This is a genomic window from Clavibacter sp. A6099 (assembly GCF_021919125.1).
Taxonomy (GTDB): Bacteria; Actinomycetota; Actinomycetes; order Actinomycetales; family Microbacteriaceae; genus Clavibacter; species Clavibacter seminis.
The window spans coordinates 329078-341306 of record NZ_CP083439.1 but is presented as its reverse complement, the minus strand read 5'-3'; the positions used below and the strand labels follow the sequence as shown (position 1 = coordinate 341306).

The following is a 12229-nucleotide window of genomic DNA, read 5'->3' as shown; positions in this document are numbered from 1 at the left end:
GTGTCGTCGTGCCCGGATGCGGCGCCGGGCGCGCCCCGCTCAGTCCTTCACGGCCCCGGCGGTGACGCCCGCGGCGACGAACCGCTGCGCGACGACCAGCAGGACGGCGGCGGGGATGGACGCGATGACGGCGGTCGCCATGATCCCGTTCCAGTTCGTCGTCGTGGACCCGATGTAGCGGTAGAGCCCGAGCGTGAACGGCACGATGCTGTTGCCCGAGGTGAGCGAGTTCGCGTTGAGGAAGTCCGCCCAGGCGAACAGGAACGAGAACAGCGCGGCCGTGACGATGGCGTTCCGGCTGAGCGGCACGACGATCGAGACGAACGCGCGCCAGCTCGAGGCGCCGTCGATGCGGGCGGCCTCGAGCAGCTCGTCGGGGATCCCGAGCATGAAGGCGCGCAGCACGATGACCGCGAACGGGACGGACGCCGTGGCGTCGGCGAGGATCAGCCCGGGGTACGTGTTGAGCAGCCCGAGCGCGTTGTAGATCGCGAACAGGGCGGTCACGAGCACGATGCCCGGGATCATCTGCGCGAGCAGGAACACGAACATCACCGCGCCCGTGCCCCGCACCCGGAACTTCGCCATGGCGTAGGCCGCGGGGAGCGAGATGAGGAGGGTGAGGATCACGCAGCCGATCGAGATGACCAGGCTCGTGACCAGGTTCGGCAGCTGCGTCGAGATGGCCTGCGCGTACCCGTCGAGCGTGGGATCCGCGGGGAACAGGCTCGGCGTGCTCGAGATGAGGTCCTGGGGCTTCGTCAGCGAGACGTTGAGCATCCAGTAGAGGGGGAACAGCAGGACCGCGCAGATGACGAGGCCGATGGCGGCGTTCGTCCACCGGCGGACGGGGGTGTCGACGGTGTTCACGACTGCGCCTCCTTGCGCTGGGCCCGGACGTAGATGAGGCCGAAGACGAGGGCGACGACCACGAGGATCTCCCCGGCCGCGGCGCCGACGCCGAAGTCGAGGTCGGTGAACGACTTCTCGTAGGCCCACGTGCTGAGGGTGTGGGAGCTGTTGGCGGGGCCGCCCTTGGTGAGGATCCAGATCACGTCGAAGACCTTGATCGTGTAGACGAGGCCGAGCAGCAGCGTCACCGCGGTGACGGGGCGCAGCAGCGGCCAGGTGATGCTGCGGAAGGTGCGCCAGCGGCCGGCGCCGTCGAGCGCGGCGGCCTCGTAGAGGTTCTCGGGGATGCCCTGCAGGCCGCCGTAGAGCAGGATCATGTTGAACGGGATCCCGAGCCAGATGTTGGCGATGATGACCGACCACAGCGACACCGACGGGTCGCTCAGCCAGCCGATCGGCGTGCCGAGCACCGAGTTGATGATGCCGAACTGCTGGTCGAACATCCACCGCCAGGCCGTCGCCGAGACGATGAGCGGCAGCAGCCACGGCAGCAGGATGAGCGACCGGAACGTCGTCGACAGCGGGAACCGGCGCGTGAAGAACACGGCGAGCGCGAGGCCGATGGCGAACTGCCCGGCGAGCGAGACCACCGTGAAGACGACCGTGTGCCACGCGATGGTGGCGAAGAGGCTGTCGCTGAGGATCGTCACGTAGTTCTGGAAGCCCACGTAGGGCGCCTCGCCCGTCACGAACGCGCGCGGCCCGTACTCCTGGAGGCTCAGCAGGAAGCCGCGGATGATCGGGTAGACGAAGAAGATCGCGAGGAACGCGACGACCGGGGCCATGAACCCGATCGCGGCGACGATGCTCACCGTCCGGTACGGCCGGCGGCGCGGGGGCCGCTCCTCGGCCGGGCCCGCCGCCCCCGCGCCCCGGGTGGGGGCGAGGGGGCGGTCGATCACGCGGCCGCTCACTTCTTGAGGCTCGCCGCGGCGTCGTCGAGCGCGGCCTGCGGCGTCTTGCTGCCGGTCAACGCCTCCTGGATGGCCTGGTACAGCGCCTTCGAGGTGTCCGGGTAGGCGATGCCGAGGTCGGCGGTGCGGCCCTGCGCGACCGAGACGGCGTCGACCCACGGCACGAGCTCCGGATCCGTGGACGCCTGCTGGGCGGCCGCGTCGGCATACGGGGAGATGTACGACTGCCCGGCGGTCCAGTCGGCCAGGTTGGCGGGGTCGATCATGCACTGCGCGAACTTCGCCGCGGCGTCCTGCTTCGCCTTGTCGCTCACGACGACCTCGACGAACTCGCCGCCGAGGGGGCTGGGCGCGGCGCCGCCGTCCTCCGCGGGGAGCGGCACGACGCCGTAGTCGACGCCCGCCTGGTCGAGGGCGGAGAGCTGCCACGTGCCGTTGACCATCATGGCGAGCTTCCCGGCGAGGAACTGGTCGCGGATGTCCTGCTGGTTGGCGTTGACGTTGGCGCTCGACGCCTGCCCGTCCTTCACCATGTCGGTCCAGAGGGTGAGCGCGCGCACGGCGGCGGGCGAGGAGATGTCGGACAGGTCGGCGCCGGCTCCCCAGAAGAAGGGCAGGAACTGGAAGGTGCCCTCCTCGGTGCCGATCGCGGAGAAGCCGAGGCCCTTCACGTCGCCCTGCGTGGTCTTCGCGGCGGCGTCCTGGAGGCTCGCCCAGTCGGTGGGCGGCTGCACGCCGGCGGCCGCGAGCTTGGCCTTGTCGTAGAACAGCGCGAGCGTGTTCGCGCCGATCGAGGATCCGTAGGTCTTCCCGTCCAGCTGACCGGCGGCCAGCACGTTCGGCAGCACCTTCGAGGTGTCGAGGCCCGACTCGTCGTTGGCGACGAGGAGGCCCGTGTCGGCGAAGCGGGCGATGGCCGGGTTGTCGAGCACGATGAGGTTCGGCGTGGTCTTCGACGAGGCGGCCTGCAGGAACTTGGTCTCGTTGTCCGGGTTCTGCGTGCGGTCGATGGTGATGCCGGTGCTGGTCTCGCAGCCGCTGATGAGCTTCCCGTACGGCGACGACGCGTCGTACTGGGTGAAGCTGTCCCAGAGGGTGAGCGAGTTCGCATCCGACGAGCCGCCTCCCCCCGTTGAGCAGCCGGTGAGGGCCAGGCCTGCGGTGACGACGACGGTGGCCGCCAGGGCGGCGCGGGTGCGCGTGTTGATCACGGTATTCCTCTCTGAATACGTACCGGTGCGCCGGGAGCCGTCTCCGCCCACGGCGGCGGTGCCGGGAGGAGCGGCCCGTCACGGCGGCTTCGCGGCGAGCCTAGGCGGTTTGGAGAACCGGTTCAACACTTTCGGCGAACCGGTTCTCCGATCGTGATGATCGTGAGTCGGGAATCGGTGCGCCGGGCGCGCGGGTGCCGGGCCGCGGCTCAGGCGGAGGCGCCAGCGGGGCGGAACGCGGATCCGCTCGCGCCGGGCACGTGCGGCCCGGTTGATCCGAGCTCGACGAGCACCGCGGGCAGCAGCTCGAGGACGCCGGGCTCGGCCGTGCCCGCGAGCTCGTCGACCGCGAGGCCGGTGGCGCGGCGCACCATCTCGTCGCCGGGCAGGTCGATCACGGTGAGCGGCAGCGCGGCCTGGCGCATGACCGCCTCGGGCGCGACCGTGATGAGGGAGCAGTCCCGGGGGATCCGGATGCCGCGCGCTCGGAGCGCCGCCGCGATCGGCTCGAGCTCGCCGGGCGTGTGGGCGACGATCGCGCTCGCGTCGGGCAGGGCCGCGCGGGCCGCGTCGAGCCAGCGCTCGGCCGCGTCGTCGCCGCCGCCCGCGGCGGGGACGACCGCGCCCCGGATGCCGTGGTGCGCGCATCGCTCGGTGAAGCCGCGGCGGAAGCGCACGGCGAAGCCCATCTCCGTCCGGGCGGCGGGCGCGCCCGATCCGAGCAGGGCGATCCCCCGGTGCCCGAGCGCGACCAGGTGGTCGACGGCGACGCGGCCGGCCTCCTCGAAGTCGAGGTCCACCGCGCTGAACGCGGACGAGCGGCCCGGATGCCCGACGAGGACGGTGGGGAGGCCGATGGCCTGGAGCACGGGGATCCGGGGGTCGTCGTCGCGGATGTCCATCACCACGAGCGCGTCCGCCAGCACGTCCCCGCGCAGCTCGTCCTCGCCCTTGCCCATGATGAGCAGGTCGAACCCGCGCGTGTTGGCCTCGTACATCCCGGCCCGCACGAAGCGCATGAAGACCTCGATGTCGGACTCGCGCGACGCCGGGTCGATGGAGGCGAGGAACCCGAGGATGTTGGTGCGCCGGAGCGCGAGCGCGCGGGCGGCGGGATCCGGCCGGTAGCCGAGCTTGCTGACGCTCGCGAGCACGCGCTCGCGGGTGGCGTCGGGCAGCTTCTTCTTGCCCGAGAGGACGTAGGAGACCGTGCTGCGCGCGACGCCCGCGTCGGCAGCGACGTCGCGGATGGTCACCATGCGCTCAGGGTACCCAGCATGCGCGGGCGCGCTCGGCCAGCGGACGACGAGCGCCTCGATCCGCTCGGCCGACCTCGCCGGGGCGCGCGCCCGCCGCCGAGGGCCGCGCACGACGAGGGGCCCGGACGATCCGCCCGGGCCCCTCGCGTCGTGCGTCGCGTCCGCTACGCGGAGACGGCCTGCAGGTTCTTCTCGATGTGCGCGTGGAACGCCTGCAGCCAGCCGACGAGGAACTCCTCGGTGCCGGCGTTCGAGATCTCGCCCTCGGGCGAGATGAGGCCCTCGGTGGTCTGGATGTACGCCTCGGGCTGCGAGAGCTCGGGCGACGCGAGGAACGACAGGATGCTGCGCAGGTGCTGCTGCGCGACGGCCGTGCCGACCGCCCCGATGGACGTGCCGATGACCGCGCTGGGCTTGCCCTGGAACGCGTTCTCGCCGTAGGGGCGGCTCGCGAAGTCGAGCGCGTTCTTCAGCACGCCGGGCACCGAGCGGTTGTACTCGGGCGTGACGATCATGACGGCGTCGACGTCGGCGATCTGCGCCTTGAACGCGTTCGCGACCTCGGGGTAGTCGCCGTCCATGTCCGCGCTGTAGAAGGGGAGCGGCTGGATCGGGATCTCGGTGAGCTCGAGGTCGGCCTGGGCGCCGAGGCGCTTGAGCGCGAGCGACAGGGCCCGGTTGATGGAGGTGGACGACAGGCTGCCGACGAGGTAGCCGACGCGGTAGGTGGTGCTCATGGGGTGCTCCTTCTCGCACGGATCACTTCCATGCGCGCGCATGGAGCTTAGCGCCGGCGGATGGGCGTCGCCACGACGCTCACGGCGCCCGCGGTCCGCGGACAGCGCGGGCTCACCCCAGCAGCACCTCCCACGTGCGCAGCGACGGCCAGAGCGCGTGGCGCGGCAGCACGTCGGGGCCGCACGCGCGGGATCCGAGGCCGTGCTGGGCGTCGTCGAGGAACAGGTGCAGGCCGTCGGAGGCGGGCAGCTCGTGCGGGTGGCCGACGCCGGTCATCTGCTGCGGCGTCCAGCGGGAGAGCTGGAAGCCCGCGCGGTGTCCTGATGCGTCGGGCACCGTCGTCACGGTCAGCGGCGTCGCGGATCCGTCGCCGATCGCGAGCGACCGCAGCTCCGGCCGGTGGCCATTCTCCTGCGGACGGGCGTAGGCGACCGCGAGGCCGTCGACGCTCGACGCGAAGCGGCCGACGCGCGAGGCCGTGCTGCTGTCGGCGTAGGACTCCCCCGGTCCGGTGCCGTGCCAGGCGACCGGATGCTCGGCGAGCGCGGCCGGCAGATCGATGCGCACGCCGACCCGCGGCCACGTGCAGTCCCAGGTGCCGAAGGGCACGACCTCGGTGGCGAGCAGCAGGCCGCGGTCGGTCGCGGTCCAGCGGAAGGCGACGTCGACGCCCGCGCCCGAGTGCGCGGCCTGCACGCGCATGCGCGTCTCCAGGCCGACGTCGGTGCGGCTCGTGCCGAGGAGCCGGTGGGTGAGGCGGTGCAGCCCGCGCTCCCGCCAGCGGTCCGCCGACGGCGGAGTCTCCTCGGCGCCGCGGCCGCGGGTGAGCTCGGGCTCGGCCAGCTCGTAGGATCCCTGGCCGGCTCCGCGGTCGTTCTCGGTGGGCGCGCGCCACAGCTCCAGCCGCGGGCCGCGCACGGGCACGCCGTTCCACGCGACGAGGTCGCCGCGCGCGTCGAAGGTCCCGGCGCCGAGGGCGTCCCCGCGCCAGCGCCCGGCGGGACGCGGCCGGGGCGCGGGCCGGTCGCGCACGAGCGCCTGGTGCGACGACACGACGTGCCCCGCCTCGGCCCAGGGCGCGTCGTGGCGCGTGACGACCTGCACGGTAACGTGCGCCTCCTCGGCGTGGCCGGCGGCGCGCGCCTCGACGGGCAGCGGGATCGTCGCCGCATCACCGGCGTCGAGCGGCGCGTGCTCGAGGATCCCGCGGGCGACGGGCCTGCCGTCGTGGGCGAGGATCCAGACCAGGTCGACGTCGTCGGTGGATGCGCTGTGCCGCCGGTTCTCGACGCGCACGCCGGAGCCGTCGGCCGCGACCCGCACGCGCACGGGCGCGATGACCGCCGCGAGCTCGGTGAGGCCCGGCGTGGGCGTCCCGTCGGAGAGCAGCAGTCCGTCCATCACGAAGGGCCCGTCGTGCACGGGCTCGCCGAAGTCGCCGCCGTACGCGTGGAAGGGGCGCCCGTCGGCCGTGCGCGCGAGCAGCCCGTGGTCGCGCCACTCCCACACGAAGCCGCCGTGCAGGCGCGGCCAGCGGTCGATCGCGTCCTCGTAGTCGGCGAGGGATCCGGGGCCGTTGCCCATCGCGTGCCCGTACTCGCACAGGATGAACGGCTTCGCGCGCTGCTTCGCGCCGGTCGCGCCCGTGGTCTCGTGGATGCTCGCGACGGGCGTGCCGCACACCGAGTCGATCTCCTCGAGCGTCGGGTACATGCGCGAGTAGACGTCGGTGTGCTCGCCCGTGAGGTCGCCCTCGTAGTGCACGGGCCGGGTGGGATCCGCGCGCCTGACCCACGCCGACATGGCGGCGATGTTGCGCCCTGTGCCGGACTCGTTGCCGAGCGACCACATCACGATCGACGGGTGGTTGCGGTCGCGGCCCACCGTGCGCGCGATGCGGTCGAGGTAGGCGTCGCGCCAGCGCGGGTCGTCGGAGGGGTTGTCCCGCCACTCGACGTCCCAGAAGCCGTGCGTCTCGAGGTCGCACTCGAGCACGACCCAGAAGCCGAGCTCGTCGGCGATGTCGAGGAGGCGCGGGTGCGGCGGGTAGTGGGAGGTGCGGATCGCGTTCACGCCGTTCCGCTTCATCAGCTCGAGGTCGGCGCGCGCCTCGGCCTCGTCGAACACGCGACCGCGCTCGGGGTGCGACTCGTGCCGGTTGACGCCGCGGAAGGTGAGGAGCCGGCCGTCGACGAGGAGCGCGTCGCCGTCGATGCGCACCGTGCGGAAGCCGATCCGCAGGCTCGCCGTCTCCCCGGGCGACGACACGGTCGCGTCGTAGAGGCGCGGCCGCTCGGCGCTCCACGCGTCGACCGCGGGGATCGCGACGGGCCCGACGTCGGCCGCGGTCTCCCACGTCACGTGGATCCCGAGCTCCGGCACGCGCACCATGACGGGGAAAGCGCCGTCCACCTGCACGTCGAGGCGGCCGGATCCGTCGGCCGGGTCGCGGTCGGCCCGCACGCGCACGTCGTCGAGCGCGCCGGCGGGCCGCGCGAGCAGCTCGACCGGGCGGAAGACGCCGGGCAGCCACCACTGGTCCTGGTCCTCCAGGTAGGAGGCGGCGGACCACTGGTGCACGCGGATCCCGAGCACGTTCTCGCCGGGCACGAGCAGCTCCGTCACGTCGAGCTCGGTCGCGAGGCGGCTGCCGGTGGTCCAGCCCGCCTCGACGCCGTTGACCCAGAACGTGGCGAGCCCCTCGATCCCGTCGGTGCGCAGCAGCACGCGCTCGGCGTCCGCGAACGACGCCGGCAGCTCGAAGGTCCGCCGGTGCTCGCCGGTCGGGTTCGCGTCGGGCACGTGCGGCGGGTCGATGGGGAACGGGTACTGCAGGTTCGTGTACGCGGGAGATCCGTGGCCGTGCAGCACCCAGTGCGACGGGACGGGCAGCGTGGTCCAGCCGGCCGCGTCGAGCGCGGCGTCGTCGAGCGCCGGATCCGCGACCTCGGGCGCGCGGTCGGCGGCGTCGACCGGAGCCTCGGGCAGCAGGCGGAACCGCCAGTCGCCGTCGAGGGAGTGGACGGGCGCATCTGTCGCGAACCGGGCGCGCGGCTCGAGCCTCGAGGCGGATCCGGGGGCGACGTCGTCGAGGTGGGACATGCGGTCTCCCGTGCAGGTCGGTGCGCCGAGGCGCGAGGGGCGGCGGGTGCGGATCGGCCGGTGCTGTGCCTTGCAGTGCGGTGAGGGTCAGGCGAGCGCCACGAGGCCCGCGAGCGCGGCCCGGTCGGCGACGACGGTCACGCGCGGGTGCCGCTGCAGGATCGAGGCGGGCACGTCCTCCGTGACCGGCCCGGCGAGCGCCGCCGCGAGCGCGTCGGCCTTCCGCGCGCCCGAGGCGACCAGCAGGATCCGCCCGGCCGACATGATCGTCGCGATCCCCTGCGTGATGGCGTGCGTCGGCACGCGGCGGGGATCCCCGCCGAAGTACCGCGCGTTGTCGCGCCGCGTGCCCTCCGCGAGGCGGACCACGCGGCTGACCCCGTCGAACGGCGACCCCGGCTCGTTGAAGCCGAGGTGCCCGTTGGCGCCGATGCCCACGATCTGCAGGCCCGCGCCGCCGAGCCGCAGGATCCGCCGCTCGTGCTCGTGCGCCGCCTCGCGCGGGTCGGCCGCCGTGCCGTCGGGCACGATCACGCGGGCGCTCGGCACGCCGAGCGGCCCGGCGATGCGCGCGAGCACGAACGCGAGGTACGACTGCGGGTGCCTGGCCGGGAGCCCCACGTACTCGTCGAGCGCCACGAGCGAGAGGCCGTCGGTGACGAGGCCGCGCTCCCGGTGCCGCCGGGCGAGCTCGGCGTAGAGCGGCTCGGGGCTGGATCCGGTCGCCACCCCCAGCACGCCGGCCGGGTCCTCGCCGAGGAACGCCTGGACCACGTCGGCCGCCGCGTCGCCGAGGGCCGCCTGGTCCTCCACGGTCACGATCCGCGGCGGCCGTGCCGACGCCGCCGTCACTTCAGCGCGCCCTTCGCGATGTCGCCGATGAACTGCTTCGCGCCGATGAGGAACACGACGATGAGCGGGATCACCGCGAGCAGGGCGCCCGCCATGACCATGCCGTAGTCCTTGCCGTGGGCGCTGTTCAGCTGGCTCATCGCCACCTGCAGCGTCAGCGTGCCCGGGTCGTTCAGCACGATGAGCGGCCAGAGGTAGTCGTTCCACGCGGCGATGAAGGTGAAGATCCCGAGGAACCCGAGGCCCGGCCGGATGAGCGGCAGGCACACCGTGAGGTACTGCCGGAAGAACCCGGCGCCGTCGATGCGGGCCGCGTCGATGAGCTCGTCCGGCACGCTCGAGATGATGAACTGCCGCAGCCAGAAGATGCCGAACGCGTTCGCCGCCGCCGGCACGATGAGCGCCTGCAGCTGGCCGACCCAGCCGAGGTTGATCATCGTGACGAACTGCGGGATCACCGACAGCTGCGCGGGCAGCATGAAGGTCACGAGCAGCAGCGCGAACAGCGCGCGCCGGCCGGGGAACTCGTACTTCGCGAACGTGAACGCGGCGATCGAGTCGAAGAACAGCACGAGCACCGTGACGGAGACCGCGACGATCACGGTGTTCATGAGCGATCCGCCGAAGTCGATCGTGCGGAACACGGCCTGGATGTTGTCCCACAGGTACGGCCCCGGCACGAGCACCGGAGGCGACTTGTAGATGTCGCTCGTGGTGTTGCTCGCCATCACGACGAGCCAGTACAGCGGGAAGAGGCTGACGATGGATCCGGCGAAGAGGATCCCGTGCAGGATCACCCGGCCGGGCGGCAGCTGGCGCCGACCCGCGGGCCGGCCGGTGCGCTCGGCGCGCGGACGCCCGGATGCCTGGTCGGCGACCCGGGCCGCGGCGGATCCCGCGGCGTGGACGGTGGCGCTCATGCGCGGTGCCCCTTCCTCGTGCCGGGCGCGCGCACGACCTTCTCCTTCTTCTCCGACCCGAGCCGGAAGCTGATGATGGAGAAGATCACCACGAGCAGGAAGACGCCCCACGCGATGGCGGCGCCGTAGCCGAAGCGGTTGTAGTTGAAGGCCTGCTGGTAGAAGTACAGGACGGTCGTGAGGCCGGCCTGGCCCGCGCCGCCCGAGTTCGGGTTCGTCGTGCTGGACGAGGCCGTGAGCACCTGCGCCTCGGTGAAGCTCTGCAGGCCCGTGATGGTCGAGACCACGAGCACGAAGAGGATCGTGGGGCGCAGCAGCGGCAGCGTCACCGACCAGAAGGTGCGGATGGCGCCCGCGCCGTCGAGCTTGGCGGCCTCGTAGACCTCGGTGCCGATGGCCTGCATGCCCGCGAGGAAGATGATCGCGTTGTAGCCGGTCCACTGGTACGTGATGAGGATCGCGATGGTCACCTGGATCGCCCACGGCGTCGAGAGCCACGCCACCCCATCGAGGCCGATCGCGCGGAGCCCCGCATTCACGAGCCCGAAGCTGTCGCCGAAGATGGATCCGAAGAGCACCGCCATCGCGACCACGCTCGTGACGTTCGGCACGAAGTAGCTGATCTTGTAGAAGGTGCTGAGCCGCTTCGCCGAGTTGAGCATGGCCGCGACGACCACGGCGATCGCCATCATCGGGAACGTCGACAGCGCGAAGATGATGAGCGTGTTCTTGATCGACAGCCAGAACGTGGCGTCGGCCGCGAGGGCCTGGAAGTTCGCGAGGCCCACCCACTTGGCCGTGCCGAGCCCGTTCCAGTCCTGGAACGAGAGCACGAGCGAGTAGAGCGCCGGGAACAGGCCGAAGATCGCGAACAGCACGAAGAACGGCGCGATGGCGACGTAGTACGGCCACGTGCGGCGGAGCCCGCGGGTGCCCGCGCCCGCCCGGGAGGGCGCGGGTGGACGCCCTCCCGGGCGGACGGCGACGGGGATCACTGCTTCGCGGTCTTCAGGGCGGCCTCGCCGGCGGCGACGGCGTCGGTCCAGGCCTGGTCGGGGTCCTTGCCGAGCGACGTCACGTTCTGCAGCTCGGTGACGAACGCGGCCTGCACCTGGTTGTCGTAGGGGCTCGTGTAGGCGGTGGGCATCTTGGCGGCGGCGTCGGCGAAGATCCCGACGGTCGACTGGCCGCCGAAGAAGTCGTCGCCCTTCTGCAGCTCCGGGGAGTCGTAGGCGGCGGTGGCCGACGGGAAGATGCCCTTGTCGGCGTACGCGGTGACCTGGTTGTCCTCGCTCAGCACGTCCTTGATCACGGCGAAGGCCGCCTGCGGGTCCTTGGTGCCGGACGGGATGGAGAGGAAGGAGCCGCCGATGTTGGCCGGGCCGCCGGGCATGGGCGCCACGCGCCAGTCGCCCGAGGTGTCCGCGGTCGCGCTCTTGAGGTCGGCCTGGTACCAGGAGGCGCCGAGGAGCGCGGGGAGGGATCCGTTGCTGATGGCCGAGGCCCAGTCCGGGCTGCCGTCGGTGACGTTCGCGGTGAGGCCGTCCTTCCAGGCGAGCACGGCGCGGTCCCAGGCGGTCTTGACGGTGTCGCTGTCGCCCGTGAAGTCCCCGTCCTCGTCGACGAAGCGGGTGGTGCCCTGGCCGAGCGACTTGGTGAACACGTCGGACGCGTCCACGAAGATCGCGCCGCCGGTGGCCGCCTTGAGCTTCTTGCCGAACGCGAAGTAGTCGTCCCAGGTGGCGGTGGCCGCGGCGACGTCGGCGGGCTCGCTCGGCAGGCCGGCCTTCTTGAACACGTCCGCGCGGTAGTAGAGGGCGGTGGGGCCGATGTCGATGGGGAGGCCGATGAGCTGGCCGTCCTTCGTGGTCGCCTCCTTGAGCTTCCACGCGGGGTACTGGTCGGTCACGTCCTTCGCGCCGAGCTGGTCGAGGTCCTCGAAGAGGCCGTCCTCGCTGAGGAAGTACGGCATGTCCTCGCCCTTGACGCCCGTGACGGACGGGAGGCCCGAGCGGCCCGTGAACGTGGTGACGAGCTTCTGCTTGAAGTCCCCGCCGATGGTGGACACGTTGAGCGTCGTGCCGGGCACCTCGGCGGGGACCTTGTCGAGCACCGTCTGGCTGAGGCCGTCCGGCCAGATCCACAGGTCGAGCTGGCCGCCCGCCGAGGACCCCGACGTGGACGAGCAGGAGGCGAGGACCGGCGCGAGGAGCGCGAGGGTCGCGACGCCGACGACGATGCGCCGGGCGCGGGAGCGGCGAGTGGGGGGCAGGGACATGGTGGTTCTCGATTCGGTGGGGATGAGGGTGTCGGGAGCGGGT

10 protein-coding genes are annotated in these 12229 nt (G+C 72.3%); all 10 read right to left on the bottom strand.

The window, feature by feature from the left end:
* Positions 1–39: 39 nt before the first annotated feature.
* The 10 genes from KYT88_RS01575 to KYT88_RS01530 all read right to left on the bottom strand — a co-directional run bounded on the left by KYT88_RS01575 (position 40) and on the right by KYT88_RS01530 (position 12186).
* Positions 40–870 (bottom strand): carbohydrate ABC transporter permease, encoded by an 831-nt coding sequence (locus KYT88_RS01575; RefSeq protein WP_043585697.1) that lies wholly within the window; start codon positions 868–870, stop codon positions 40–42.
* Positions 867–1826 (bottom strand): carbohydrate ABC transporter permease, encoded by a 960-nt coding sequence (locus KYT88_RS01570; RefSeq protein ID WP_181036734.1) that lies wholly within the window; start codon positions 1824–1826, stop codon positions 867–869. Before KYT88_RS01570 ends, KYT88_RS01575 begins: the two co-directional genes overlap by 4 nt.
* Complete coding sequence (locus tag KYT88_RS01565; RefSeq protein ID WP_043585699.1) at positions 1823–3037, bottom strand: sugar ABC transporter substrate-binding protein; 1215 nt, start codon at positions 3035–3037, stop codon at positions 1823–1825. The genes KYT88_RS01570 and KYT88_RS01565 overlap by 4 nt, the downstream gene beginning before the upstream one ends.
* Before the next feature lie 209 nt (positions 3038–3246).
* On the bottom strand, positions 3247–4296 hold the full coding sequence (locus KYT88_RS01560; RefSeq protein ID WP_043585701.1) for a LacI family DNA-binding transcriptional regulator: 1050 nt from the start codon (positions 4294–4296) through the stop codon (positions 3247–3249).
* 164 nt (positions 4297–4460) lie between these two features.
* Positions 4461–5033: an NADPH-dependent FMN reductase gene (locus tag KYT88_RS01555; RefSeq protein WP_043585703.1), complete on the bottom strand. Its 573-nt coding sequence runs from the start codon at positions 5031–5033 to the stop codon at positions 4461–4463.
* A gap of 112 nt (positions 5034–5145) precedes the next feature.
* Entirely contained in the window at positions 5146–8136 is a 2991-nt protein-coding gene (locus KYT88_RS01550; protein ID WP_237583740.1) for a glycoside hydrolase family 2 TIM barrel-domain containing protein, read from the bottom strand.
* A gap of 87 nt (positions 8137–8223) precedes the next feature.
* Complete coding sequence (locus KYT88_RS01545) at positions 8224–8988, bottom strand: glucosamine-6-phosphate deaminase (protein WP_043585707.1); 765 nt, start codon at positions 8986–8988, stop codon at positions 8224–8226.
* Positions 8985–9908, bottom strand: a complete 924-nt coding sequence (locus KYT88_RS01540) for a carbohydrate ABC transporter permease (protein ID WP_043585709.1) — start codon at positions 9906–9908, stop codon at positions 8985–8987. Before KYT88_RS01540 ends, KYT88_RS01545 begins: the two co-directional genes overlap by 4 nt.
* Complete coding sequence (locus tag KYT88_RS01535) at positions 9905–10903, bottom strand: carbohydrate ABC transporter permease (RefSeq protein WP_043585711.1); 999 nt, start codon at positions 10901–10903, stop codon at positions 9905–9907. Before KYT88_RS01535 ends, KYT88_RS01540 begins: the two co-directional genes overlap by 4 nt.
* Positions 10900–12186, bottom strand: coding sequence for an ABC transporter substrate-binding protein (locus KYT88_RS01530; RefSeq protein WP_043585713.1), 1287 nt, complete (start codon positions 12184–12186; stop codon positions 10900–10902). Before KYT88_RS01530 ends, KYT88_RS01535 begins: the two co-directional genes overlap by 4 nt.
* Positions 12187–12229: the final 43 nt, after the last annotated feature.

Coding starts and splice junctions, on each gene's coding strand:
- KYT88_RS01560 (WP_043585701.1), bottom strand. CDS start 4,296: ATGGTGACCATCCGCGACGTCGCTGCCGACGCGGGCGTCGCGCGCAGC.
- KYT88_RS01555 (WP_043585703.1), bottom strand. CDS start 5,033: ATGAGCACCACCTACCGCGTCGGCTACCTCGTCGGCAGCCTGTCGTCC.
- KYT88_RS01550 (WP_237583740.1), bottom strand. CDS start 8,136: ATGTCCCACCTCGACGACGTCGCCCCCGGATCCGCCTCGAGGCTCGAG.
- KYT88_RS01540 (WP_043585709.1), bottom strand. CDS start 9,908: ATGAGCGCCACCGTCCACGCCGCGGGATCCGCCGCGGCCCGGGTCGCC.
- KYT88_RS01530 (WP_043585713.1), bottom strand. CDS start 12,186: ATGTCCCTGCCCCCCACTCGCCGCTCCCGCGCCCGGCGCATCGTCGTC.